22 protein-coding genes and 1 pseudogene are annotated in these 25,815 nt (G+C 33.9%); 17 read left to right on the top strand and 6 right to left on the bottom strand.

What is annotated here, in order from left to right:
* Positions 1-124: 124 nt before the first annotated feature.
* Entirely contained in the window at positions 125-670 is a 546-nt protein-coding gene (locus ACVWY7_RS08170; RefSeq protein WP_000458506.1) for a membrane protein, read from the bottom strand.
* Positions 671-1,003: 333 nt separating this feature from the next.
* Here ACVWY7_RS08170 and topB point away from each other — a divergent pair, with 333 nt between their 5' ends.
* The 3 genes from topB (at position 1,004) to ACVWY7_RS08155 (ending at position 6,570) form a co-directional block, all read left to right on the top strand.
* The gene (topB, locus tag ACVWY7_RS08165) at positions 1,004-3,148 is read left to right on the top strand and encodes a DNA topoisomerase III (protein ID WP_000766736.1); all 2,145 of its coding nucleotides are present in this window, start codon (positions 1,004-1,006) and stop codon (positions 3,146-3,148) included.
* A 373-nt stretch (positions 3,149-3,521) separates the two neighbouring features.
* On the top strand, positions 3,522-5,075 hold the full coding sequence (locus tag ACVWY7_RS08160) for an IS200/IS605 family accessory protein TnpB-related protein (RefSeq protein ID WP_080491594.1): 1,554 nt from the start codon (positions 3,522-3,524) through the stop codon (positions 5,073-5,075).
* A 247-nt stretch (positions 5,076-5,322) separates the two neighbouring features.
* Positions 5,323-6,570: a DUF4153 domain-containing protein gene (locus tag ACVWY7_RS08155; protein ID WP_073523106.1), complete on the top strand. Its 1,248-nt coding sequence runs from the start codon at positions 5,323-5,325 to the stop codon at positions 6,568-6,570.
* Positions 6,571-6,696: 126 nt separating this feature from the next.
* Here the strand turns inward: ACVWY7_RS08155 and ACVWY7_RS08150 are convergent, their stop codons facing one another.
* Positions 6,697-7,662 (bottom strand): arsenic resistance protein, encoded by a 966-nt coding sequence (locus ACVWY7_RS08150; RefSeq protein WP_000103777.1) that lies wholly within the window; start codon positions 7,660-7,662, stop codon positions 6,697-6,699.
* Positions 7,663-7,956: 294 nt separating this feature from the next.
* On the opposite strand from ACVWY7_RS08150, the gene ACVWY7_RS08145 reads away from it, so the two are divergent.
* The 5 genes and pseudogenes from ACVWY7_RS08145 (at position 7,957) to ACVWY7_RS08125 (ending at position 13,619) form a co-directional block, all read left to right on the top strand.
* Positions 7,957-8,649, top strand: coding sequence for an FMN-dependent NADH-azoreductase (locus ACVWY7_RS08145; RefSeq protein WP_000522511.1), 693 nt, complete (start codon positions 7,957-7,959; stop codon positions 8,647-8,649).
* A 239-nt stretch (positions 8,650-8,888) separates the two neighbouring features.
* A complete protein-coding gene (gene brnQ / locus ACVWY7_RS08140; RefSeq protein ID WP_073522887.1) occupies positions 8,889-10,247 on the top strand; it encodes a branched-chain amino acid transport system II carrier protein in 1,359 nt (452 codons plus the stop codon).
* 83 nt (positions 10,248-10,330) lie between these two features.
* On the top strand, positions 10,331-10,750 hold the full coding sequence (locus tag ACVWY7_RS08135; RefSeq protein WP_073522889.1) for a VOC family protein: 420 nt from the start codon (positions 10,331-10,333) through the stop codon (positions 10,748-10,750).
* 486 nt (positions 10,751-11,236) lie between these two features.
* Positions 11,237-12,885 (top strand): annotated as a pseudogene (locus tag ACVWY7_RS08130) (copper resistance CopC/CopD family protein).
* 113 nt (positions 12,886-12,998) lie between these two features.
* Positions 12,999-13,619 carry a YcnI family copper-binding membrane protein gene (locus ACVWY7_RS08125; RefSeq protein ID WP_000821386.1) on the top strand — a complete coding sequence of 207 codons (621 nt, stop codon included), beginning with the start codon at positions 12,999-13,001 and terminating at the stop codon, positions 13,617-13,619.
* Positions 13,620-13,742: 123 nt separating this feature from the next.
* Here ACVWY7_RS08125 and ACVWY7_RS08120 read toward each other — a convergent pair whose 3' ends face one another.
* Both ACVWY7_RS08120 and ACVWY7_RS08115 read right to left on the bottom strand, forming a co-directional pair.
* Positions 13,743-14,519 carry an alpha/beta fold hydrolase gene (locus tag ACVWY7_RS08120; protein ID WP_000244220.1) on the bottom strand — a complete coding sequence of 259 codons (777 nt, stop codon included), beginning with the start codon at positions 14,517-14,519 and terminating at the stop codon, positions 13,743-13,745.
* Positions 14,520-14,710: 191 nt separating this feature from the next.
* Positions 14,711-15,616, bottom strand: coding sequence for a DMT family transporter (locus ACVWY7_RS08115; RefSeq protein WP_000192786.1), 906 nt, complete (start codon positions 15,614-15,616; stop codon positions 14,711-14,713).
* A gap of 97 nt (positions 15,617-15,713) precedes the next feature.
* Here ACVWY7_RS08115 and ACVWY7_RS08110 point away from each other — a divergent pair, with 97 nt between their 5' ends.
* The 7 genes from ACVWY7_RS08110 (at position 15,714) to ACVWY7_RS08080 (ending at position 21,689) form a co-directional block, all read left to right on the top strand.
* On the top strand, positions 15,714-16,583 hold the full coding sequence (locus ACVWY7_RS08110; protein ID WP_000156780.1) for a LysR family transcriptional regulator: 870 nt from the start codon (positions 15,714-15,716) through the stop codon (positions 16,581-16,583).
* A 120-nt stretch (positions 16,584-16,703) separates the two neighbouring features.
* Entirely contained in the window at positions 16,704-17,135 is a 432-nt protein-coding gene (locus ACVWY7_RS08105) for an Rrf2 family transcriptional regulator (RefSeq protein WP_088349784.1), read from the top strand.
* Between the two features lie 71 nt (positions 17,136-17,206).
* On the top strand, positions 17,207-17,857 hold the full coding sequence (locus tag ACVWY7_RS08100; RefSeq protein ID WP_000216673.1) for a DsbA family oxidoreductase: 651 nt from the start codon (positions 17,207-17,209) through the stop codon (positions 17,855-17,857).
* Between the two features lie 57 nt (positions 17,858-17,914).
* A complete protein-coding gene (locus tag ACVWY7_RS08095; RefSeq protein ID WP_431174629.1) occupies positions 17,915-18,517 on the top strand; it encodes a nitroreductase family protein in 603 nt (200 codons plus the stop codon).
* A gap of 126 nt (positions 18,518-18,643) precedes the next feature.
* Positions 18,644-18,775: a hypothetical protein gene (locus tag ACVWY7_RS08090; RefSeq protein WP_000997344.1), complete on the top strand. Its 132-nt coding sequence runs from the start codon at positions 18,644-18,646 to the stop codon at positions 18,773-18,775.
* Positions 18,776-18,886: 111 nt separating this feature from the next.
* Entirely contained in the window at positions 18,887-20,497 is a 1,611-nt protein-coding gene (locus tag ACVWY7_RS08085; protein ID WP_000759459.1) for an amidase family protein, read from the top strand.
* Positions 20,498-20,675: 178 nt separating this feature from the next.
* Positions 20,676-21,689, top strand: a complete 1,014-nt coding sequence (locus tag ACVWY7_RS08080; protein ID WP_001006574.1) for an AI-2E family transporter — start codon at positions 20,676-20,678, stop codon at positions 21,687-21,689.
* 119 nt (positions 21,690-21,808) lie between these two features.
* On the opposite strand, the gene ACVWY7_RS08075 is transcribed toward ACVWY7_RS08080, so the two are convergent.
* Positions 21,809-22,093 carry a YesK family protein gene (locus ACVWY7_RS08075; RefSeq protein WP_001000117.1) on the bottom strand — a complete coding sequence of 95 codons (285 nt, stop codon included), beginning with the start codon at positions 22,091-22,093 and terminating at the stop codon, positions 21,809-21,811.
* Positions 22,094-22,201: 108 nt separating this feature from the next.
* Positions 22,202-23,146: an L-lactate dehydrogenase gene (locus ACVWY7_RS08070; RefSeq protein ID WP_000715326.1), complete on the bottom strand. Its 945-nt coding sequence runs from the start codon at positions 23,144-23,146 to the stop codon at positions 22,202-22,204.
* Positions 23,147-23,347: 201 nt separating this feature from the next.
* Here ACVWY7_RS08070 and ACVWY7_RS08065 point away from each other — a divergent pair, with 201 nt between their 5' ends.
* Together ACVWY7_RS08065 and ACVWY7_RS08060 are read left to right on the top strand one after the other, a co-directional pair.
* Positions 23,348-24,784, top strand: coding sequence for a flavin monoamine oxidase family protein (locus ACVWY7_RS08065; protein ID WP_000983548.1), 1,437 nt, complete (start codon positions 23,348-23,350; stop codon positions 24,782-24,784).
* Positions 24,785-24,887: 103 nt separating this feature from the next.
* Positions 24,888-25,811, top strand: coding sequence for a CobW family GTP-binding protein (locus tag ACVWY7_RS08060; RefSeq protein ID WP_001044929.1), 924 nt, complete (start codon positions 24,888-24,890; stop codon positions 25,809-25,811).
* The last annotated feature ends 4 nt before the right edge of the window (positions 25,812-25,815 follow it).

Raw genomic sequence — 25,815 nt, 5'->3', positions numbered from 1 at the left:
CATAGATTTAGAAGTTTTGGACTAACGATTCATTATTTTTTTATCTTCGTCTGTTAAGAAATAAAAATAATGAAATCGATCCCCTCTAGTATGATGAAATAGTAGAGGGGATCGATTATAGTTGCTAATGTTTATGTTGCTCCTCTGTAGAAGAGGTTGGCGGGATATGCTCTGGGAATGTTACAAATATAGTTAGGATAATTACTACCCCAATTGAAAGTAATAATAAAAAACGTCGCTGAATAACAGCAGAAAAACTTTCTGATAAAAGCTGAATGATACATGACATAGTTATCGTTATAGTAAGTAAAAGACTAATGAACAGTATACTATGAGCTTGTTGAGCATTTAGCATTTCTGTAATCATTGCTCCCATCATACTTGCCATTAATCCAGAGAACATTCCTTCTAAAGCAGTGTACAGATGAAAACGTAGACCGATAAAAAAGCCGATAAATCCACTAATTAAAATAGCAAGCAAAGTAGAATATAGCAATTCTCCTTTAAATAGAATACCTAAATAAAAACCTATACTTAAACCGATACTCATACTAAAAGACATAATAAATACCATATACTCCATTAGGGTACCACTACGTTTCGAAATATATGATGTAATAATAATTGAGATACAGCAAAGCATTAAGGCAGTTAATGTATAAGCAAACATCATGATACCTCCCTGTCCTATCATTCACTTCATCATATGTTCATATAGAGAGTACTTATGCTTATTTATATCTGCATATTATCTGCACAATTTCATAAATGAAAGCAAGGTGGCGTTTGATTTTTTTACGTCTTTTTTTACGTGTGAACATGTGAAAGAAAGTGTTATATAATGAGTTTCTATTGTGAAGCAATAAAGAATAAGCGTATAATATTATAGTTATCCTATTACTCGGGATAACCCGCGAATGATAAATAAGATTGTTGTTTTATCATCGCTTCTAAACAGATAGACAATGAAAGTAACACTGGAATACAGATAGGGAGTTATACAATGAAATTAATTATTGCCGAGAAACCAGATCAAGGTTTGGCTCTTGTTTCACAATTTAAATATCGCCGGAAAGATGGATATTTAGAAGTAGAAGCGAATGAGTTATTTCCAAATGGAGCGTACTGTACATGGGCAATTGGTCATTTGACGCAGTTATGTAATCCAGAACATTATCATGCAGAGTGGAAAAAATGGTCACTTGATACGTTACCGATGATTCCAGAGCGCTTTCAATTTGAAGTAACAAAGTCAAAGTATAAGCAATTTAACGTTGTGAAACAGCTGTTACATAATCCTCAGGTAACAGAAATTATTCATGCGGGCGATGCTGGGCGTGAAGGGGAATTGATTGTACGAAATATTATTAACCTTTGTAACGTGCAAAAGCCGATGAAACGTCTTTGGATTTCATCTTTAACGAAACAAGCTATTTATCAAGGGTTTAAAAACTTACTCGATGAATCAGATACAATCAATACGTACTATGAGGCGTATACAAGGTCGTGTGCGGACTGGGTCGTTGGGATGAATGCATCGCGTGTGTTTAGTATTTTGCTAAAGAAAAAAGGAATGAACGATGTATTTTCAGCTGGTCGTGTACAAACACCGACACTCGCGTTAATCGTAAAGCGTGAGAAAGAAATTGAAAACTTTAAGTCAGAGCCGTTTTGGGAAGTGTTCGCAACCTTTAATATAGAAGGAAAGAAATATGATGGGAAATGGGAAAAGGATAATGAATCCCGCTTACAAGACCCTGATATGGCAAATAAAATTGCGGCATTTTGCCAAGGAAAACCGGCGGTAGTAAAGGAAATGAAAACGGAGCGTAAAGAGTTTCAGCCTCCGCTTTTATTTAACTTATCATCACTACAAGCAACGGCAAATAAAGCATTTAAATTCTCACCGAAAAAGACGCTTGATATAACGCAAGCACTATATCAAAAAGGAATTGTTTCTTATCCTCGTTCAGATTCCAACTATGTTACACAAGGTGAAGCGGCAACATTCCCTGATATTTTACAGAAGTTAAGTCAGTTTGATGAATATAAAGGTTTATTACCAGCTCCGGTTGAATCGATTATGAATAATAAGCGTTATGTGAATGAAAAGAAAGTAACAGATCACTACGCCATTATTCCGACAGAGCAAGTTACAAACCCAAGCAGATTATCAGGTGATGAAAAGAAAATTTACGATATGATCGTAAGAAGACTTATAGCAGCTCACTATGAAGTTGCAATCTTTGACTATACAACGATTGTAACGCTTGTAGATGAACGTGCTGAATTCATTTCAAAAGGAAAACAGCAAATTCAAGAAGGATGGCGTAAAGTTATTTTCCAAGACGATAAAGATGATGAAACCATTCTTCCAATTGTAGCTGAAGGTGAAGAAGGAAAAGTTGTAAAGGTGAAAGTGAAAGAAGGAAAAACACAACCACCGAAGCGTTACACAGAAGGACAACTTATTACGTTAATGAAAACAGCTGGTAAGTATTTAGAGAATGAAGAGCTGGAGAAAGTATTAAAGAAAACAGAAGGTTTAGGTACAGAAGCAACTCGTGCAGGTATTATTACGATGCTAAAAGACCGTAAATATATAGATGTGAAAAAAAACCAAGTGTATGCGACTGATAAAGGAAAAGTATTAATTACCGCAATCGGTGACAAAATACTAGCTTCACCAGAAATGACCGCAAAATGGGAGCAACGTCTTGCGGAAATTGGGGAAGGTACAGCATCACCAGCAACTTTTATGGAACAAACGAAAAAGTTATCAGCTAAAATTATTGAAGATGCGGTTGAAATGTCTGAGAAGTGGGATTTCACCGGATTACATGTTGAATCGATTGAGCGAAAAGGATCGAAATTTACAACGGGTAAAAAGGTTGGTAGCTGTAAAAAATGTGATGGCGATGTAATTGATAAGTCAACGTTTTACGGCTGTTCTAATTACAACACGACACAATGTGACTTTACCATCTCGAAGAAGATATTAAGTAAAACAATTTCGCAAAAGAATATGACAAAGCTCTTAAAAGGTGAAAAGACCGATTTAATTAAAGGCTTTAAAAAGGGCGAGAAAACATTTGATGCGAAGTTAGAGTGGAAAGATAATAAGATTAATTTTGTGTTTGAGAATTAAGTTGTTTTAACAAATAAAAATATGATAATTAAATTATATCCTATAGAATAGACGCTTAAAAAAAGTCTATTCTATAGGATATTTTTTTGAATAAGTAGTACTATATATTTTTGTTCGAAATAAAATGTACAATAAAAAAATCTTTATAATTGATAATTTTTTATTGTAAAACAATAAATTGTGTATTAAAATCATTATCATAATAAATCAGTGAGATGCTTTTTATAGAAAGGTAACAAAGCTGTTTTTTATTAGAGGAGGAAATAACAGTAAATAAGAATCTATAAAAAACTATAAAAATTTACAATTACAGGTTTTATATTTTACAGAATTCAACCTATAATATTTTCAGGTGATGAAAAGGGGGAAAAGGATGAAAACAACACGTGCTTGTAAAATCAATTCTATTACAAAAGAACAAACGGAAGCTTTAATTACTTTGATCTGTACGTTCGAAAGTGCAAAACGATATAGTTTTAATCGTTTAATTGAAGGAGAAAACGAGAAAGAATTGATTAAAAAACTACAACTTAAATATTTGTTAAACAAACGCTTTTGTGAAGATGCAGTTTTGCAAGCACAAACCATCCTTTCCTCCCAAAAAGAACTTCTTCCTGTTTACCTAGAAAACAATCAAAAAAAAATAGAAAAAACATTACAAAAAAAAGATGATTATGAAAGTGGCAGGAAAAACCCGAAAAAAGTTTCATTAGAAATTTGTCTAATTGGATTAAGAAAAAGACAACAAAAATTAGAACAAAAAATTGAAATGTATGAAACACATATTAAAAATGGAACATTACCTCCTATTATTTTTGGTGGACGGAAAAATTTCTATGAAAGAATGAAAGATAAGATATCCAATCAAGAATGGAAAGATTTACGTACAAGGCAATTATATTCTCGCGGAGATAAAAGTAAAAAAGGGAATTTGAACATGCGCATTACAGTTGATGATTGTGGGCAAGGATGGTTAGAAATTGCAAATCCATTGGGACGAACAAATGGAAAAACAAAGAGCCCCCGAATCAAAGTTCCGATTATGATTCCATATCGTTTTTATCATCAAATTACAAATGTCGTTATGGGAAAGCAAATCGGTGTAAATCCAAAAGGAAAACCGATTATAGAGCATCAAAAATATAGTGTAGAAATCATTCGTAAACAAAATGAATTTTATGTAAATATTACGTTTGATGAAACAGAAATAGGTCGTGTACTAGATTTCAAGGAAACACCACAACCAGATGTAATTGCAGGAATTGATGTAAATCCGGACCGCATTGCAGTTAGTTTATGTACAAAACAAGGTAATTTTAAAGGTTCAAAAATTTTTTATCTACACAATCTGAATACATTTTCAACAAACAAACGCGCAACGATAATTGGACAAATCGTACAACAAATTAAAACATGGTTATTGGAAAACAATGTAGGTGGAATTGTTTTAGAAGATTTAAAGTTTCAACAATCTCATGATACTGACAAATACAGTAATCGTAATTTCCATCAATTTACGTATAAAAAGATGTTGAACAGTTTAATTCGTATGGCTCTTCGTAACGGATTTTCTGTTAAAACAGTAAACCCCGCTTATACAAGTGTGATTGGAAAATTAAAATATAGTAAAAAGTTTGGTATTAGTGTTCACGAAACCGCTGCGTTCACAATCGCAAGACGTGGATTAGGTTTCCAAGAAAGATTACCTAAAGAAGTTGTTCTATTATTAAAAAACAAAATTACAACAAAACTCCGTATTCTTGTTGCTTCCATGGAAGAAAGCGAAAAGGATACGAATACGAAAAAAGTATATAAAAAATGGCTACAAACGATTAAAACATGGAAAGATCATCACAATTGGAAATTGTGGAGTATTCTACACAAAACTGTTTATATGAGCAATCAACAATTATTATTTAAAATTTAAATATAGAAGGGAGGTACTGGTTTATTTCTTATAACCTCTTGCATATTGCTGACTTGGATGAATGGTAGTATGCAAGAAAAGACCGCTCCTAACAGGAACCTGCCGTCATTCTTTCACAATAGGTGGATGAAAAGGTCACACCCCTTACGGACAGGAAAAAGGTGAGATTCCTTTTCGGTAGTTGGCATTTGACTTGGTTCGCCAACAATTTATAGATTTTTATAAGAATTTCAAACCAGGTAAAACTATGAACGATCACAATTTGATTATTGAAAATATTGACAACCCTCATGAGTTGGAGAGAATGTATAGAAAAGACCCGAAAGCTTTTAAAAAATCATTCTCACAAGCATGGGCTCAAAAACCTGATTCTCAGGTTCTAGGTGCTTGGTATGAAAGGTTACATTTCAAGGAGACGGCAAATGCGGAAAAAAAGTCGTTGTTTCAAAAAGGTTTTTTATTTATGGGCATGTTAGCTATTCTGGCCGGGATAAGCACCAGAATCATTTTCTACTTTGTCGAACAAGAAGTAATTGCTCCAATTAACCTAGCTTTTGGTGTAATTCCCTTTATCGCTGCTTATTTTGTTTACCATAATACCCCGAAAAAAAGTATTATTTATTTCCTTGCAGCGTTGTTCCTAATTGCCGGGTTGTATCTTAATATGTTGCCATTAAATTATAAAGACAGCAGTATCCTTGCGTATTTACATCTTCCTATATTGTTATGGGTCTTGGTAGGACTTGCGTTTACAGGAAATGAATATTCAAAAGGTAGTATAAGATTAGCTTATATTAAATTTAATTTAGAATATGCCCTTCTCTACGCGAGCATGGCAGTTAGCGGAGTGATTCTAGCAGTATTCACCATGCGATTATTTAGCTTTGTTGACTTGGATATAGGAGAGTTCTATTTTAGTAATGTTGTTTTATTTGGAGCTGCCGCCCTCGCTGTAGTGGCTGCATACTTAGTATCATTGAATCTTAAACTTGCTAAAAATATTACGCCATACATATCTAAAATTTTTAGTCCGCTTGTCTTGATCACATTGTTTATTTATCTTATAACGGTAATTTGGGTCGGGAAAAATCCATTCTTGGACCGCAATTTCTTAATGGCCTTTAACGGAATACTCCTTGGTGTATTGGCGGTTACTATATTTTCTATCGTTGAGAGTGATTCAGATGAGAAAAAGAACATTTCAGACTATATAAATTTTGCCTTAATTGTTCTGGCGCTTATTATTGATACAGTAGCTTTGTCAGCCATCGTATTTAGACTTTCTTCATACGGGATTACACCTAATAGACTGGCTGTTTTAGGGGTAAACATACTGATCTGGGCAAATTTAATTTGGATTATGTTTTCCTATATGCGTTTCTTGCAAAGCAAATCAGGACCAACAGCTATCCAAGATGCCGTTACGAAGTATTTGCCAATTTACGGACTTTGGGCAGCTTTCGTTATATTTACGTTTCCTTTAATTTTTAATTAGAAAGGAACTGTTAATGTAACGACAAATTAATTCTTCTATAACGTATAAAATGCTTAGAGCCGATAATGATCGTTCATTATATAATTTCTCGACAATAAAAAACGTCCTATAGCAGGACGTTTTTTATTATGTATATTGCTGCTTCTTCTTAATAAGTAACAACACTTGTGAAACACAAGCAAGTACCGGTAACTCAATCAATGGTCCAATAACTAATGCGAGAGCAATAAGAGGCTCATCTGGGAAAGCAGTCACAGCAATAGCGAGTGCTACAGGCGAGTTTCTTGCTAACGTTGTTAAATTTAGACTTACTGTATCTTTATAAGATAAACGCATAACGCGCCCGATAAATTGTCCTAGTACAAAATTAATGATGAAGAACAATAGAACAGGAATGAGTAATAATAAAACGACATTCATATTTTGTAGTAAATATTTACCTTGTGATGCAAACATCGCTACGATTGCTAAACTTAAAAATACAATTTGGGCAGAGCTGAAAAACGGAATGAGTTTATTCTCGAGCGTTTCAGCTTTTTTCAGTTTATTCATAATGAATTTTGTAGCGTGTGCAAGTAAAAATGGTAAGACAATTACGATAACAATACTCTCTATTAAAACAGAAACGGCTACAGTCTTCATGACACCAGCGAATAAAAATAAATAAATGGGAAGGAGTAGTACTTGCAAAATTAAATTTACAGGTAAAATTGCAGTAGAAAGTGCTACATTTCCTTTCGCTATTTCAGTAAAGATTAAGTACCAATCTGTACATGGAGTAACCATTAACATAATAAATCCAACCCAAAGCGCAGGGTGATCTGAAAGAAATAGTGCTCCTAATCCCCAAGCGAGTAAAGGTGTCCATAAAAAGTTAATAGTAAGGCTTGTTCCAGCAAATTTTAAATTACGAAATCCATTTTTTATTTCTTTCAATGGGATGCTGAGGAATAATCCATATAGCATGAAAAATAAGAAGGGAACAATAAATTTGTCTGAATACATATGTATAACATTAAATTGTCCAAGTATGATGCCGCATGTAACAGCAAAAAGAATAATAAAAGTTTGAATCTTTTCTATCGTGCTCATGAATGAATCCTTTCTAAATATGAATTTTCCTCTCTAAGTTTATTATACAAGTAATAAGGTTGTAATTTGGTGTTCAATTGTATTTTAGTTAATGTTTTTAATCCGAGATTTATTTTTTTATTAAAAGCTACTTGACTAAAGTAAGTGACTATATTACAATCACTTACATAAGGTAATTAAATAACAAAAAGTTTTTTGTATCTGTACTTAAGATATCTATTGGAACTTTTTATTAGAATAAGAATTTTTGTGATGATGAATAATGAATATGATAAGAAAGTTTAGGTGAAGAAAATGGGATTATTTAGCTCGTTATTTGGTAAAAAAGAAGAAAATCAAAAAGTAGAGGAGAATAAAACAATGTCAAAAGTATTATTTGTAAAAGCAAACGATCGCCCAGCGGAGCAAGCAGTTAGTTCAAAAATGTATGAAACATTTGTAACTACTTATAAAGAAGCAAATCCGAATACAGAAATTACAGAGTTAGATTTATTTGCATTAGATCTTCCTTATTACGGAAATATTGCTATTTCAGGTGGATACAAACGTAGTCAAGGTATGGAATTAACAGCAGAAGAGGAGAAGGCAGTTGCTACAGTAAATCAATATTTAAATCAGTTTTTAGAAGCTGATAAAGTTGTATTTGCATTCCCATTATGGAACTTTACTGTACCAGCACCATTAATCACATATATTTCATATTTATCTCAAGCTGGAAAAACGTTTAAATATACAGCTAATGGTCCAGAAGGTTTAGCTGGTGGTAAAAAAGTAGTTGTGTTAGGTGCTCGTGGTTCAGATTACTCTTCAGAACAAATGGCTCCTATGGAAATGGCAGTTAATTACGTAACAACTGTACTTGGATTCTGGGGAATTACAAATCCAAAAACTGTTGTAATTGAAGGACACAACCAATATCCAGATCGCTCACAACAAATTGTTGAAGAAGGTTTAGAGAACGTTAAGAAAGTAGCGGCGAAATTTTAATTAATTGATAGTAAAAATGGAAAAACCAACAGGGATGACCATGTTGGTTTTTTAGTCTATTTCTATGTTAAAAAATGTATATTTATAAAATGAATGAAAAGTTTGAAAATAGTATTGCAAAATATTATATATCAAACTATAATGAGTTCAAGAATAGTTGATACTTAAGTTAAAAATTCAGAAAATTCAATTAGTTAAAAATGGAAATGACATAGGTTATTTTGAATGGAGGTTATATTATGACGAATAAAGTACCGTTTTCGTTCATAGTTGTTATTGGTTTAATGTTATTTGCACTATTTTTTGGGGCAGGAAATTTAATATTCCCAGCAATGCTTGGTCAATCGGCAGGAGAGAATGTGTGGATTGCTAACGCTGGATTTTTAGTAACAGGTGTAGGTTTACCGTTGCTAGGGGTATTAGCATTTGGAATTTCAGGTAAAGAAGATTTACAATCGTTAGCAAGTCGTGTACATCCAGTGTTCGGCATTGTATTTACGACAGTTTTATATTTAGCGATTGGTCCACTATTCGCTATTCCGAGAACAGGCAGCGTTTCTTATGAAATTGGTATGAAGCCTTTTGTACCAGAAGCTATGGGTTCTTCAGCACTCATTCTTTTTACAATTATATTCTTTAGCATTACTTGTTTTTTTTCGCTAAATCCCGCGAAAATTGTCGATATTGTAGGAAAAATCTTAACGCCAATTAAGTTAACGTTTATTGGGATTTTAGTAGTATTTGCTTTTATTCATCCAATGGGAGAAATGCAAGCACCTGCAGAGGCATATACATCACATGCGTTCTTTAAAGGGTTCCAAGAAGGTTACTTAACAATGGATACGTTAGCATCATTCGTATTCGGTATTATTATCATCAATGCGATTAAAGAAAAGGGCGCAAAAACAAAAAAAGACATTATGATTGTTTGTGCAAAAGCAACATTAATTGCTGCATCTATTTTAGCAATGATCTATTCAGCACTTTCATTTATGGGAGCTTCAAGTGTTGCAAAACTTGGTCATTTAGATAATGGTGGTGCAGTATTAGCAAAAGTTTCAAACTATTATTTTGGGTCATACGGCGGGATTATATTAGGGGTTATGGTTACAGCAGCATGTTTAACGACTAGTGTAGGACTTGTTTCAGCGTGTTCTTCATTCTTCCATAAACTATTCCCGAATGTTTCGTATAAAAAGATAGCAATCATCTTATCAGTGTTCAGTGCAGTTGTTGCGAATGTAGGTTTAACGCAATTAATCGCAATTTCTGTTCCTGTATTAATCGCGATTTATCCATTAGCAATCGTCTTAATTTTCCTAACGCTCCTTCATCCATTGTTTAAAGGACGAGCAGAAGTGTATCAAGGTAGCTTATTAATTACATTTATTGTAAGTGTGTTCGATGGATTGAATGCAGCTGGTATGAAGTTAGCAGTAGTGAACGATTTTCTTACTAAAATACTCCCAATGCATGAAGTTGGATTAGGATGGATTTTACCAGCACTTATTGGTGGATTGATCGGGTACGTCATTAGCATTGTGAAAGCAAAAAATCAAGTTCAACCAGCAGTTAGTACGAATAAGAAAATAGGTTAAATAAAAAAGTTATAGAACTTGTTTCTATAACTTTTTTTGTTACTATTAATAATGAGAGAAAATAAAGTAGTAGGGGAAATAAAATGAAAAAAACAATTGATCACATCGGCATCGCAGTGCGCGATATAGATAGTACGATAAGCTTTTATGAAAAGGTATTGTTAGGAACATTAATAGATCGTTACGTAAGTGAGGCACCTGGTGTTGAAAGCGAAGTAGCCATTCTTGAAGTGAATGGAGATAGAATTGAATTACTTGCACCGACGAATAATACGACGTCGCCAATTGTCAGATTCATTAAACAAAAAGGTAAAGGTGTACATCATGTTGCATATCGAGTAGATGATTTAGATGTAGCTTTAGAAGAATTGAAAGAACAAGGTATTCGAACGTTAGAGCATACACTTCGGATTAATAAGCACGGTAGAAGGTTAATTTATCTTAACCCAGCAGATACAGAGGGAACAATCATTGAGTATTGTGATTATCCGGAAGAGAAATAAAGAAATTTTAAGATGGAAGAAGGGTATTACGTAATAACGTAATACCCTTTTTTTATTTATCCCGCTTTATGGGCAGTGAGACCCCCACCTCAAAATGCAGCGAAAGCAAAGAAGTAAGGTGGGGGTCGGGCTGCCCATAAAAGTCCGATTGGTGATGGCTAATAATCAGTAGGGGATGAAGAAAACCCCCACTGATTAAAGTTTCACTTTATGTATTTCACACTTTCTTCACAAATGATTCACGATAACTTTTCTTCTTCAGGAACTTACATAAATATATTTTATGATATAATAACAATCGACTTTAAAAATGTAAGTTGTATCTATACAGATAGTTACTATTTTATTGGGAGTTTAGAGGTGAGAGAGAAATAAATAGTTATACTGTGTAGAAGTTTATATTTAATTAGGTTAATATTTCACCCGAGAATTAAACTTAGGAAGTTAAAGTTATGAAAATAGAGCGATGAGTAAGAAAGAAGTGAAATGAGTATGAAAGTAATGAGAAGGGTAGGGACATGGCTATTACTTGCATGTGTGCTTATTATATTGATACCGAAAAGTGCATCTGCTCATGCGTACGTTGTGAAATCAAATCCTACTGAAAATGAAACATTGAAGAAAGCACCATCTGTTGTGAAAATTGAATTTGATGAGGACATACAAGTTTCAAGTTTTAATACATTGTACGTGAGAGATACATCAGGTAAAAGGGTCGATTTAAAAGATGCTCATATTGATACAAAAAATAAAAAGCTACTAGAAGTCGGATTAAAAGAGAACCTCAAAAACGGTCTGTACTCTATTCAGTGGAAAGTGATTTCAGCTGATGGCCATCCAATTCAAGGAGTTATTCCATTCCGTATTGGATTAGCAGAAGTGAAAGCAGACGATATACAAGTGGAAGAGATGGGTTACGTCCCACAAATCGATATGATTATGGAACGTGGAATTTTATATACAAGTTTCTCATTATTTATAGGCGTGCTATTCTTTAATCTTATTATGTATAAAGGGAACGTAATAGAAGTTCAATTAAGAAGTAAAAAAATAATATGGATCTCCTTATTTGGGATATTGATTAGCTTGTTATTCAATCTACCATTGCAAGCGAAAATAAATGCGGATGTTTCATGGCTAGAAGCATTCAATCCTTTACTATTAAAAGAAACATTACAGCTTTCTGTTTTTGGTTATGTATGGATTACTCAAATGACTCTTATTAGTTTGCTTATAATCGTTACGTATTTTGCGATGAAGCGTGGGAAGCTTTCGTCGTTTAAAGTATGGAGCATTCCAATAGTATTGTTTATTGGGATACTTGTTATGAAAGCATGTAATAGTCACGCATATGGTTTAAAGTTTAAAGACATTGCTGTCGTTATGGATTTTCTACATTTATTCGCAGCTTCATTATGGATTGGTGGTCTATCATCTATTATTCTCCTTTTACGTAATGAGGATAACAAGTGGAGTATGTATTGGGATATGATTAAGCGTTTTTCACCGTGGGCAACATGCGCTGTCATTGTGATTTTAATAACAGGTCTTTTTAACAGTACATTTTTATTCCAACAATCCACTCGTTATTTGATACGAAGTATGGATTAGCTTTATTAGCAAAGATACTTTTATTCATTTTCATGGGGATATTGGGAATTATTCATTATGTGAAAGGGAAAATGAGAGCGGAGCAAGGATTAGGTGCTACGGTGAAAGTAGAGTTTATCATTGGAATTATCATTTTCGTAATCGTAGCTTTTATGACAAATGTACAAACACCACCGATGCCTCCTACTGGACCTTTTACAGAGAGTAAACAATTAGATAATGGATATGAAATGACGCTAAATGTAAGTCCTAATAAAGTAGGACAAAATATATTCCATATTACTTTAAAGGATGAGAACGGACAACCTGTTACTGATATGGAACAAATTATATTAACGACTCAATCGTTAGATATGAATATGGGAAAAGGATCATTTAAAGTTTCGGCAGTTTCACCGGGAGAATATGAAGCGGAAGGTATGTATATTAACATGACAGGTAACTGGAATATACAAGTACATGGATTAACAAAATCACTTGATAGCTTCGATACGGATTATAAGTTTATTGTAGGTGGCAGATAAAGTGAAACTTTAATCAGTGGGGGTATCCCCCACTGATTATTAGCCCGATTCCGCCTAACTTCTTTGCTTTGCGGGGTAAAGAGATGTTATAGATGAAAAGGAGTTAATAGAAAATGAAACGTATAAAAAAATTAGGTACAACAATGATCGCAACAATTATTGCAATGGGAATTTTTTCATTACCTGTTAGTGCGCACGTCACTGTGAAACCAGAAGCTTCGGACGTTAATTCTTGGGAGACTTACACGATAAAAGTACCAGTTGAAAAGAATATAGCAACGACAAAAGTTACATTAAAAATACCGTCTGGAGTGGAGTTCCAACAGTATGAACCAGTGCCAGGATGGAAAGTGGAAGAGCAGAAAGATAATTCCGGAAAAGTGAAAACTGTAGTATGGGAAGCAACAGGAGAAGGGATTTTACCCGGTCAGTTCCAGCGATTTACTTTCGTCGCTAAAAATCCGGATAAAGAACAAAAAATAGCTTGGGATGCATATCAACAATATAAAGAAGGAGAAATTGTTGAATGGACAGGCGATGAAAAAGCTGAAAAACCACATTCACTTACTACAATTGCAAAAGGTACGTCATTAACAGGGGAACATGGTGAAGTGTCTAATGTAGAAAAGAATGAAGGTACTAGTAATCTGCAATTGATAGCGATTGTTTTATCTATTTTGGCGATTGTATCGTCGGCAGGTGCGTGTGTTTTTGTAGTACGCCGTAAAAGGTAAGTAAGATTGAAAGGTCTCATCGAAAATAATGAGACCTTTTTTATTAGGTCTATGGATTAGAAAGAATGAAGATAGTGGTACTATTATAGCCACTCTATAATGAAATTTATTGATGTATGGAAATCAATTGACGATTATTAAGTCTTCCGGCAGGATATCATGTTCGAGCCAGTTTTCAATTAAAGTATTAAATAGTATGGGATTTGCTAAAGAGATTCCATGACCCATTTCAGGAATGATAATACCTGTGCAATTCGTATTACTTTCAAGGATTTCAGTCATTGAGTCTTTCATAATTCTTTTTTCTTTGTTTCCAACAGTTACTAATATATTACTATTAGCATCCTGGAAACCTTTTGGTATTGTAAACGACATATTTTCTTCTAATATCCTTACAAATGTATTTTTATTTATTTGACAACTGTCATGATAATAGTTATCAAAATGTGTTTCATCTATGTACATTGATGTTGCTTGTATTTTGGAAAATGTCTTACTCTTTATTAGGAAGTAGGTTAAGCTAAGGGAGCTTATTAATGTTTTAGCGAAAGGGATTGGTTTAACTAATGCGCTATTGATCATAGCATATTGAATTAAGTTTGGCTTCATGCTGAGCATGGAAATTAATACTTGAGCGCCTAATGAAAACCCAATTACTATAACAGTTTTACCCTGACTTTTTTCTTCAATTAGGTCTATGATTTTTTCAGCACTAAAGTTTATTGAGAAAGGATCTTTACTTTTATTTTTTCCTTGCTCAAGTAAATCAGGAACAAGGCAGTGATAGTTAGTAAAATGTTTAATTTGTTTGTCCCACATCCAACCACTGACTCCACCCCCATGAATAAAAACCATAAGTGGTGAGCTTGAATCTCCAAATTCTTTATACTGTAAAACCATATAATGCCCCCTTATGATTAGAATTGTTAGTCCATCCATATATAGTAGAGGTAATATTCTTACTACTTAAGTATAATCATACAATAAAAAAGAAAAAAATTCCCTTTAATACAACTCTCCGTATCTGAACTGTACTGTACTGATAAAAGGGTGAAAAAGAGCCTACAAACAGCAGGCTCTTTTTCACCCTTTTATTTCACTTCAACCTGCTGCCTTACAGTAAGTGTTTTCGGCTTTATATTTACGAAACAAATACTCACCACAATAAATAATAGTCCGATGAATAAGCTAATAGTAATGGCCTCATGTAAGAAAATTGAACTTACAATAATAGCGATTAGTGGAATGAGGAATGTATAAGCCCCAACTTTACTTGCTTCACCGGCTCCAACAAGAGTGAAGTATGCAAGCCATCCCATTGCAATAACAAAGAATGAAATAAAGAGAAGTACGCTAACAAATGGTATACTCCAAGCGATACTAGACCAGCTTTCAAACTCTGAACCAAATCCAATTAAGCAAAGTCCGCCAATAATGAGCTGCAGTGTTACCATCCAAATGGCATTAACGCGGTGACCAGTTTTCTTAATAAATACTGTTCCAAGTGCCCAGCCAATAGCGCATCCTATCGCGAGAAGGATTCCGATAATAGAAATATGTCCAGTTAAACTACTAGAGCTAATGACACCTACGCCAATAAATCCAAGAACAAGACCGAAAATTTTTAAGCCGTACATAGATTCTTCAAGCCAAATCCATGAGAAAATGCCGAGTAAAACAGGTTGTAGAAATACAATAGCGGAAAATAGCCCAGCAGGCATATATTGAAGGCCAACAGTTTGTAATCCGTAAAATATAATGATGTTAAGCAAAGAAGAAATTACGTATAAATGCCAAGTTTCTTTTAAATGTAATTCTTTGTATTTTGGTAAAGCGAAAAGGAGTAAAATGAATCCCCCAATTAAAGTTCGAACGCCTGCAAATAAAACAGGTGGTGTAAAATGCAGGGCAAACTTAGATAAAGGCCAATTGATTCCCCACATGAAAACGAGAAAGGTAAGGATTATGGCCGTCTTAGTTCGAGAAAGCTGTGTCACTGAAAGACCTCCTTGTTGTTATTCATTTCACTATGATATGATATCGACTGTAATAAATAAAATGAATCTTTTTTATGAGGAGTATAAGTGAATAGTTATGACCATTACACAACTACAAGTATTAATAAAAACTGTTGAGTTAGGTAGTTTTACGAAGGCTGCTCGGGTGTTAAATATGACGCAACCAGCTGTAAGTCATGCCATTTCAAGTGTTGAGTCAGAATTAGGAGTTACGATTCTTATACGTGATAAACGAAAAGGATTAATCGTTACGGATGTAGGAAACAGAATTCTTGTACATATTAGAGAGATTTTGAACGGTGTAGAGAAGATCGAACAAGAAGTTGCGATGGAGAAAGGGCACGAAGTTGGGACGATTCGAATTGGGAGTTTTCCGAGTGCTTCTGCACATTTCTTACCAAAAATGATAAACCTTTTTAAGGAGAAGTATCCGAACTTAGAAGTCGTTCTTTGTGAAGGAACGATTAAAGAAGTTGAAGAGTGGTTAGTATCGAGGGTTGTTGATATAGGAATTGTAATTTTGCCTAATAAAGAGATGGAGATTGTCCCATTAACGAAGGGGAAAATGGTTGTTATTTTAAGGGAGGATCATCCTCTTTGTAAGAAGGACGCTATTACAATTAGTGATCTAGAGAATGAACCGATCATATTATGTAAGGGCGGATACGAACCACCCATTATTGATATGTTTAAACAAGCAAACGTACCACTTCGGGCTGAGTATATAATTTCGACAGTTACTACAGCTTTAAATATGATTCAAGAAGGATTAGGGCTCGCAATTTTGGCTGAGTTATCTTTGACGAGTTTACCAAAGAATATACAAACGAGAGAATTGGAACCACAAGTATGGAGAGAAATTGCTTTAGCTGTACCTTCATTAAAGGATTCTTCAATCGCTGTGCAGCTATTTATTGAAGAATTCCAATCGCTATTTGCAGAATGAAAATAGGTGTCTCATATATCATAATGGGACACTTTTTAATTTGTTTATAAAAAATCTATGAAAAGGATTGACTTATCTTCTTGTTGTAACTATAATGATTACATCGAGGTGGTGATTACGATGAAAATTAGTAGCCGCTTTTCCATAGCTGTTCATATTTTATCAATTTTGAAAAACAATCCATCTTCACTTTGTACTTCAGACTATATGGCTGAGAGTGTCAATACAAATCCAGTAGTCATTCGTAAAATTATGTCGTACTTGAAACAAGCTGGCTTTGTTTACGTAAATCGTGGACCGGGTGGCGCGGGATTACTAAAGGATTTACATGGAATCACATTGTTAGATGTGTATCATGCAGTGAACGTAGTCGAAGAAGACAAGCTATTTCATATTCACGAGCAACCGAATCCAGATTGTCCAATTGGGGCGAATATTCAAGCGGTGTTAGAAATTATTTTAATTCAAGCACAATCCGCGATGGAAGAAGTTTTGAGAAATATTACGATGGGGCAGTTGTTTGAAACTTTGCAAGAAAAAATGAATGCTTAAATCATATTTATATTTTTTTATCATTAATGTAACTGATTTGATTACAACGATAAAGGTAAGGTGTAAAAGTTATGACTGTAAAAATGAAAGTATACTCAGATTTTATATGTCCATTTTGTTTTTTAGCAAAAGGTCCATTAGATGAGGTAGCGAAAGAGAAAGATGTAGAGATTGAATGGATGCCATTTGAATTACGTCCAAGTCCATATTCAAAAATAGATCCATGGAATGAGCCAGAAAAATTAGGTTCATGGGATGCTTTCATTCTTCCGACAGCGAAGAAGTTAGGAATTGATATGCGTTTGCCGCGTGTTTCTCCGCATCCATATACACATTTAGCTTTCGAAGGGTGTCAATTTGCGAAAGAACGTGGACTAGGTAATGAGTATCATCACCGCGTATTCACAGCATTTTTCCAAGAAGAGCAAAACATTGAAGATATTGATGTGTTAACAAAATTAGCGGTAGAAGTAGGACTTCCTGAGGCGGAATTTAAAGATGCTTTAGTAACTCGTAAATATAAAGAAAAACATCAAGAAGCAATTCAGCACGCATATGATGAAGCGAATATTATGGCTGTTCCAACTGTCATGATTGGAGATGAAGTCATTCAAGGGCTTGCTAGTAAAGAAACACTAGAAAGGGTCATTGATAAAGAAATTGAAAAGGATAAAACAAATTCATTTGAAGGTATGCAATGTAATACCGATGGATATTGCTAATTCGCTTGTTATGAAATAACAAAATAAATTATAAAACAAACATTTGGAGGAATTAAAATGTCAGCAACTACAACAAACTTAAAAGAAGCAATCGTGAACCGCCGTTCCATTCGTAAAGTAACAAAAAACGATGCAATTACGAAAGAAAGAATTGAAGAATTGTTAAAAACAGCTTTACACGCACCAACATCTTTCAATATGCAAAGTGGTCGTATGGTTGTATTAATGGATGGAGAGCATGAAAAGTTTTGGGATATCGTTAAAGAAACACTAAGAGCCCGCGTACCAGCAGAAAACTTTGAAGCGACTGTAGAAAGACTAAAAGGTTTTCATGCAGGTGTAGGAACAGTTCTATTCTTTGAAGATCAAGCAACTGTAGAAAAAATGCAAGAAAATGCCCCATTATACAAAGATCAGTTCCCATTCTGGTCTCATCAAGGAAATGCGATGTTACAACATACTGTGTGGATGCTATTATCTGCTGAAGGAATTGGGGCGTCATTACAACATTACAACCCAATCGTAGATGTTGAAGTGAAAGAAACTTGGAACATTCCAGCAGAGTGGAGCTTAGTAGGTCAAATGCCATTTGGTGAACCAAACGAACAACCAGCAGAAAGAACGTTCTTGCCTACTGAAGATGTAGTGAAATTTTATTAAGAAATACAATATGTAACGAGAAGGAAGCTGTGCTTAAGAACAGCTTCCTTTTTTGTAGTGGTGTTAATTTATGCGCATTTAGGGAAGAAATATAAGAAATAATCCGGTGAGAAGGGAAGTAGAAAAATGAATGATGAGAAAAAATATACAGTGGTAGGTACTGATGTTGAGGAAGTAAAGCGTTTAAATAAAAATTCAGGGTTAACGTATAATCAAGTGAAAGAAATGTTAGCAAAGCAAATGCAAAAAAAGAAGTAATTAGATTGAAATCTTTCATTTTTTCATTTAGCATTTTGATTGGAGAGAGTTAAGTAAAAGGTAACTCTCTTTTTCGTATAAAGAAGCACCTTATAGAGTGGAGGAAGCAACATGAAGAAATGGGTGAAGGTAACGCTGTCTATCGCTGGAGGTATAGTCTTAGTAGCATGTGCCGGCGGATATTACGTGTATAAAAATTATTTTCCAAAGGAACCTGAGCGTATTGTATATGATAAAGAAAGAGTGCTACAACCAATACATAATCAGCTTAAAGGGGTCAATATAGAAAATGTAAAGATAAAAGAAAAAGAAGTTGTAAATGCGACTGTAGATGAGCTTCAAAAAATGATTGATGATGGAAAATTATCATATGAAGAATTAACGAGTATTTATCTCTTTAGAATACAAGAACATGATCAAAATGGAATAACATTAAATTCTGTTACAGAGATAAATCCTAATGCGATGGAAGAAGCAAGAAAGTTAGATCAAGAGCGAGGTAGAAATAAAAAGTCGAATTTATATGGTATTCCTGTCGTTGTAAAAGATAATGTGCAAACGGAAAAAGTGATGCCGACTAGTGCAGGAACTTATGTATTAAAAGATTGGATTGCAGATCAAGACGCAACAATTGTGAAGCTGTTGAAAGAAGAAGGGGCATTTGTTTTAGGAAAAGCGAATATGTCTGAGTGGGCAAATTATTTATCTTTTACAATGCCAAGCGGGTATAGCGGGAAGAAAGGACAAAATTTAAATCCGTACGATCCGATTACATTCGATACTTCAGGATCAAGTTCAGGATCTGCTACAGTAGTTGCAGCAGATTTTGCACCGCTTGCAGTCGGAACAGAAACGACAGGATCGATTGTAGCACCCGCAGCGCAGCAATCAGTAGTTGGGTTACGTCCATCTTTAGGTAGGGTAAGTAGAACAGGAATTATTCCGTTAGCTGAAACTCTTGATACAGCAGGACCTATGGCAAGAACGGTAAAAGATGCAGCAACGTTATTTAATGCAATGATAGGTTATGACGAAAAAGATGTTATGACAGAAAAAGTGAAAGATAAAGAAAGAATTGATTATACAAAGGATTTATCAATAGATGGATTAAAAGGGAAAAAGATAGGGCTTCTTTTTTCTGTAGACCAACAAGATGAAAATAGAAAAGAAGTAGCAGAAAAGATTAGAAAAGACCTTCAAGATGCAGGTGCGATATTAACTGATTATATTCAGTTAAACAATGGGGGTGTAGATAATTTACAAACATTAGAATATGAGTTCAAGCATAATGTAAACGACTATTTTTCACAGCAAAAGAATGTACCGGTAAAATCGTTAAAAGAGATTATAGCGTTTAATAAAAGAGATAGTAATAGACGAATAAAATATGGACAAACATTAATTGAGGCGTCTGAAAAATCTACTATAACGAAAGATGAGTTTAAAAAAGTAGTGCAAACGAGTCAAGAAAATGCAAAAAAAGAGCTGAATAAATATTTAGTAGAAAAGGGTTTAGACGCTTTAGTTATGATTAACAACGAGGAAGTTCTTCTATCCGCTGTAGCTGGCTATCCAGAATTAGCGGTGCCAGCAGGATATGATAACAATGGAGAGCCAGTAGGTGCAGTATTTGTCGGGAAACAATTCGGTGAGAAGGAACTGTTCAATATTGGATATGCGTATGAACAGCAGTCTAAAAATAGAAAACCACCTAAACTGTAAAAGGTTAAACGAAAAAAAGAGCTCAACTGAAGTAAGTAGGTGGGCTAATATAAATAGAATCTAACAATATAAAAAGAAAAAAAGGATTCTTTCTAATTAGTAAGAAAGATTGTCTATAGAAGTTCATAAAATGTAATATATTCAATTTCCATCCATTGAAGGGGGAGGTTAAATCTTAATGAATGAAGTGAAAAATTTTTTTCGAAGTAGAGGGTTTCAACGGTTTCTCGTTTTAATAATATTAGCGCTTGTATTATATGGATTAAAAAGTATGATCAACTTAATATTAATTACGTTTATACTGACATTTTTAATGGATCGATTTCAACGTTTTATTTCAAAGAAATTGAAAGTGAACCGGAAAATTGTTATCGCCTGTTTGTATATCATATTAGTTTCCTTTATTGGCACGACATTGTATAAATATTTACCTGTGTTAACGATACAAATTTCGCAATTGATTTATCAATTTAAATTGTTTTTTCAAAACCCGCCTGATAATGAAATCATTAAATATGCACTTTCGACAATTAACGGAATGGAAGTATCAAAGTATATAGAACAGGGTGTAGATGTCATCTATCAATCGATAGCAAATATAGGGAAGGTAAGTTTACAAATATTATTGTCTCTCATATTAAGTCTCTTTTTCTTATTAGAAAAAGAGCGTATTATTACCTTTACTTCTAAATTTAAAGAGAGTAAGCTAAAGATTTTTTATGAGGAGATTGCATATTTTGGCGAAAGGTTTGCAAGATCGTTCGGTAAAGTAATTGAAGCACAGTTTTTAATTGCGGTTGTAAATTGTATTCTTACTGTTATTGCATTAATTGTTTTAGGATTTCCGCAGCTTCTCGTATTAGCTGTTATGATTTTTCTACTAGGGTTGATTCCAGTTGCAGGTGTGATTATTTCTTTATTTCCACTTTGTATCATTGCTTATAACGTAGGCGGAGTTATATACGTTGTGTACATACTTGTGTTCATTACAGTCATCCATGCTCTTGAAAGTTATTTTTTAAACCCGAAGTTTATGTCTGCGAAAACAAATTTACCAATCTTTTATACATTTATGATTCTCATTTTTTCAGAACATTTCCTTGGAATATGGGGGCTTATTATCGGGATACCAATCTTCATCTTTTTATTAGATGTACTTGATGTAAATAATGAGGAATCAATTAAAAAGTAATAGGAAACAACCGATGTTTTCAAGGGACGAATAGATCGGTTGTTTGTATCCTGAAAAATCTTAATTGACAGTAGTTAATCAATAGTAAGGGTGGAAAGCGACTGATTAAAGGATTCACTTTATTCTTTCTTAGTGGGTGGAACTTTAATGAATTTATTTACAATTAAAGCTATAATAACAGCGATAAAAAGAAATAATGCGATTATGCCAATTCCCATACCTGCCCATCCACCGATAAGGAAGATACTTATCGGTATTGTTAATAAGCATATAATAAGTAGTATGAATCCAAGGTTTTTATCATATTTTTGAGTCGGAAATAGAGTCCTGATAATTAAGAAGAGGAAAAGTATTAAGAAGGAAGCAGCCAATAAGAGGATTATAATTGTCCAAGAGTCATTCATAAAATCACTCCTTTCTATTATGGATAATATTAACATTTATCGTAAGGAAGGGATAGTCAAAATAAAAAGCAATCCAAAAAATTTTGGATTGCTTTTTCACATATATGATTAAAGAACAGGAGCCATTGTTTCTTTCAACACTTGAACTGAGTGATCGAATTTTAATTCTTCGTCTTCACTTAATTCTACTTCTAAAATTTCACGCACACCGCCGCGATTTAAAACAGCAGGTACACCGATATACACATCTTTTTGACCGTATTGCCCTTCTAAATATGCCGAAACAGTTAATACACTATTTTCGTCGTTTAAAATTGCCTTAGTAACGCGTAGAAGTGACATACCAATACCATAGTATGTTGCACCTTTTCGTTCAATAATATGGTAAGCTGCATCACGAACGTTTATGAAGATTTTGTCTAAATCTTCTTGATTATACGTATTGTCTTTTTCAAGCAGTGTTTGTAGTTTTTGAATACCAACTGATACGTGACTCCAAACAGGAAGTTCCGTATCACCATGTTCTCCGATAATATAAGCATGAATATTGTGTGGACCAATATTGAAGTACTCACCTAACATATAGCGGAAACGAGCAGAATCAAGTGTTGTACCAGAACCAATTACGCGTTCTTTCGGTAAACCAGATTCTTTCCAAGTTACGTAAGTTAAAATATCGACAGGGTTAGTTGCGATTAAGAAGATACCATCAAATCCGCTATCCATAATACTGCGCACGATTTGTTTAAAGATTTTTGCATTTTTCTCAACTAAATCTAAACGTGTTTCGCCTGGCTTTTGTGGTAATCCAGCCGTAATGACTACAAGGTCAGCATCTTTACAATCTTCGTAGCTACCTTTCCATACTCTAGTTGGAGCTGGAGCAAATGGAACGGCATGACTTAAATCCATCGCTTCTCCTTCAGCTTTTGCTTCGTTTACATCAACTAAAACAAATTCTTCAGCTACAGCTTGGTTAATCATGCAGTAAGCATAACTACATCCAACTGCTCCTGTTCCTACTAATACAACACGGTTAATACCTTTTTTCATTTCAAAATTCCTCGCAATTTCATTGATTTTATTATGTAAGATAATACGTCTTACTTCTATAGATTCATATCTAGTTTATTACATTTTATAAAAGATATTCAAGGATTTGAAAATGTATCCGTGCAATTTCTTGCATAAAACATAGGAAGTAAGTTAACCGAATATAATGCAATAAAATCCTTTATTGAAGGGGAAAAGGCCATGATGCAGCCATTAACGATGGAAAGAATGCTTCATATTATTAATATGGGGCTCGTTAAAACGAAAAATCCAAAGCAGATTATTATTGTTGGTGCAGGGATTTCAGGGTTAGTTGCAGCATCGTTATTGAAAGAAGCAGGACATAATATAACAATTTTAGAAGCAAATAATCGAATAGGCGGAAGAATATATACGATCCGTGAACCGTTTAGCAGAGGTTTATATTTTAATGCAGGGCCAATGCGAATTCCTGATACACACGAGTTAACTTTAGCTTACATTCGTAAATTTAAATTACCGTTAAATCTTTTTATAAATAAAACCGCTTCAGATATTATTTATACGAATAATATTAAAACGAGATTGAGCATATTCGAAAAAAATCCAAGTATACTTGGATATCCAATTTTGGAGAGCGAAAAAGGTAAAACAGCAGAAGAATTAATGTTAGTAGTATTAGAACCCATACTAAATTTTATAAAAAAAGATCCTAATAAAAACTGGATTATCGTTGAAAAAAAGTATAAAACATATTCGCTTGGCTCATTTTTAACTGAATATTATTCAGACGGTGCAATAGATATGATCGGTGTGCTTCTTGATATGGAAGCGTATATGGGAATGTCTTTAATTGAAGTATTACGAGAAATGGTCTTCTTTACTTCAACGACGAAATATTATGAGATAACGGGTGGGATGGATGCATTACCAAAGGCATTTTTATCGCAGTTAAATGAGAATATATTTATGTGGTATAAGGTTGAAAAAATTATACAAGAAAATAGCAAAGTGATGATGCAAGTAAACTATGAACAAACTATAGAAAGATTTATAGTTACAGGTGATGTTGCAATTGTTACCATCCCATTTTCAGCTTTACGTTTTGTTGAAATTCAGCCTTACAATCTATTCTCTTATTATAAAAGACGAGCAATTCGTGAATTAAATTATATTGCTGCAACGAAAATTGCGATAGAGTTTAAAAGTAGATTTTGGGAGAAAGCGGGACAGTGTGGCGGTAAATCTATTACCGATTTACCTATACGGTTTACATATTATCCGAGTTATGGTATTCATACACCAGGGGCAGCTACCGTTTTAGCAAGTTATACGTGGGCAGATGAGGCGTTAACATGGGATAGTTTACCGGATAGAGAACGCATTCGTTACGCATTAAAAAATTTAGCAGAAATATACGGTGACATCGTCTATAGTGAGTTTGTTACGGGAACATCTTTTAGCTGGAGTCAAAATCCGTATTCTTGCGGTGCATTTACAGCTTTTGAACCAGGTCAAGAGCTCGAGTTATTTCCTTATATTACACCACCATCTGGAAAAGTGCACTTTGCAGGAGAGCATACGACATTAACACATGGGTGGATGCAAGGAGCGATTGAGTCTGGGATTAAAGTTGCTCATGAAGTAAACGAAAAGTGAACATATATTTACAAATCACGACTCTTTTAATAAAATAATAAATATAAATCGTAATTATTACGCTTTGAATACGCTTGAAATAAAGAAATGGATGGTCGATCAAATGAATAAAGTAGAAATTCATATATTAGGTGGTTTTTTAGGTAGTGGAAAATCAACATTATTACAAAATTTATTGTTAGCAGAAAAAAAGAAGAATAGAAAAGTTGCAGTATTAATGAATGAAATTGGTGAATACTCGGTAGATACCGATATTATTGGAAAAGAGAATGTTTTAAGGGAACTTCTGAAAGGATGTATTTGTTGTACGCTAAAAGAAGAGCTTGAAATACAGTTGCATTCGTTATATCAACAAGAAAGACCAGATGTCATTTATATAGAAACGACAGGTGTTGCGCACCCAATTGAAGTGTTAGATGCATGTGTATCACCAATTTTAGCACCTTTCTTAGAAGTGAAATCAATAGTAGTCGTTTTAGATGCAGTAAGGTGGTTAAATCGAAGAGTATTAAGTGCAAACGTTCAGCAATTATTACATGAGCAATTGAAGTTTGGTAGCCACATTTTAATTAATAAATCAGATTTACTAACATTTGCGGATAAGAACAAAGTAATTGAAGAAGTGAAAGCAATAAATAATCATGCCAAATTGTTTGAAACACAATATTGTAATATTTCTTTAGAAGACATAGAAGAAGCTGAATTTACGAATGATGGGGAACATGAAACACTACATGTAAAACAGCATTTACATATACAAACGATGACATATCAATTTACGAAATCGATTGAGCAAGATAAATTATACGAATGGCTTTCGAATTTACCAGATAGTATTTATCGTGTGAAAGGTTTTGTGAAATTTCATGGAAATAAATACCCGCACCTATTCCAATATTCATTTGGCGTACCAACTTTATTGGAACAAGACTTCGGTTTCCCGACGAACTTGGTAGTGATAGGGGAAGGGCTAGATAAGAAACAATTGGCTGAAGGGTTAGGGAAAGTAGAACTTAACTCGAATTAAGGTG

The sequence above is a fragment of the Bacillus sp. TE9106W genome, assembly GCF_054062215.1.
Note: the sequence above shows the minus strand (reverse complement) of the source record. Positions and strands in the feature narration are given on the sequence as shown.

Excerpts from the sequence above, each read along its gene's own strand:
- ACVWY7_RS08085 (WP_000759459.1), top strand. The coding sequence starts at position 18,887 with ATGAAGAAATGGGTGAAGGTAACGCTGTCTATCGCTGGAGGTATAGTC.
- ACVWY7_RS08120 (WP_000244220.1), bottom strand. The coding sequence starts at position 14,519 with ATGGTTTTACAGTATAAAGAATTTGGAGATTCAAGCTCACCACTTATG.
- ACVWY7_RS08150 (WP_000103777.1), bottom strand. The coding sequence starts at position 7,662 with ATGAGCACGATAGAAAAGATTCAAACTTTTATTATTCTTTTTGCTGTT.
- ACVWY7_RS08145 (WP_000522511.1), top strand. The coding sequence starts at position 7,957 with ATGGGATTATTTAGCTCGTTATTTGGTAAAAAAGAAGAAAATCAAAAA.
- ACVWY7_RS08110 (WP_000156780.1), top strand. The coding sequence starts at position 15,714 with ATGACCATTACACAACTACAAGTATTAATAAAAACTGTTGAGTTAGGT.
- ACVWY7_RS08125 (WP_000821386.1), top strand. The coding sequence starts at position 12,999 with ATGAAACGTATAAAAAAATTAGGTACAACAATGATCGCAACAATTATT.
- ACVWY7_RS08155 (WP_073523106.1), top strand. The coding sequence starts at position 5,323 with ATGAACGATCACAATTTGATTATTGAAAATATTGACAACCCTCATGAG.
- ACVWY7_RS08070 (WP_000715326.1), bottom strand. The coding sequence starts at position 23,146 with ATGAAAAAAGGTATTAACCGTGTTGTATTAGTAGGAACAGGAGCAGTT.
- ACVWY7_RS08090 (WP_000997344.1), top strand. The coding sequence starts at position 18,644 with ATGAATGATGAGAAAAAATATACAGTGGTAGGTACTGATGTTGAGGAA.
- ACVWY7_RS08075 (WP_001000117.1), bottom strand. The coding sequence starts at position 22,093 with ATGAATGACTCTTGGACAATTATAATCCTCTTATTGGCTGCTTCCTTC.
- ACVWY7_RS08095 (WP_431174629.1), top strand. The coding sequence starts at position 17,915 with ATGTCAGCAACTACAACAAACTTAAAAGAAGCAATCGTGAACCGCCGT.
- brnQ (WP_073522887.1), top strand. The coding sequence starts at position 8,889 with ATGACGAATAAAGTACCGTTTTCGTTCATAGTTGTTATTGGTTTAATG.
- ACVWY7_RS08060 (WP_001044929.1), top strand. The coding sequence starts at position 24,888 with ATGAATAAAGTAGAAATTCATATATTAGGTGGTTTTTTAGGTAGTGGA.
- ACVWY7_RS08170 (WP_000458506.1), bottom strand. The coding sequence starts at position 670 with ATGTTTGCTTATACATTAACTGCCTTAATGCTTTGCTGTATCTCAATT.
- ACVWY7_RS08100 (WP_000216673.1), top strand. The coding sequence starts at position 17,207 with ATGACTGTAAAAATGAAAGTATACTCAGATTTTATATGTCCATTTTGT.
- topB (WP_000766736.1), top strand. The coding sequence starts at position 1,004 with ATGAAATTAATTATTGCCGAGAAACCAGATCAAGGTTTGGCTCTTGTT.
- ACVWY7_RS08065 (WP_000983548.1), top strand. The coding sequence starts at position 23,348 with ATGATGCAGCCATTAACGATGGAAAGAATGCTTCATATTATTAATATG.
- ACVWY7_RS08160 (WP_080491594.1), top strand. The coding sequence starts at position 3,522 with ATGAAAACAACACGTGCTTGTAAAATCAATTCTATTACAAAAGAACAA.
- ACVWY7_RS08135 (WP_073522889.1), top strand. The coding sequence starts at position 10,331 with ATGAAAAAAACAATTGATCACATCGGCATCGCAGTGCGCGATATAGAT.
- ACVWY7_RS08105 (WP_088349784.1), top strand. The coding sequence starts at position 16,704 with ATGAAAATTAGTAGCCGCTTTTCCATAGCTGTTCATATTTTATCAATT.
- ACVWY7_RS08080 (WP_001006574.1), top strand. The coding sequence starts at position 20,676 with ATGAATGAAGTGAAAAATTTTTTTCGAAGTAGAGGGTTTCAACGGTTT.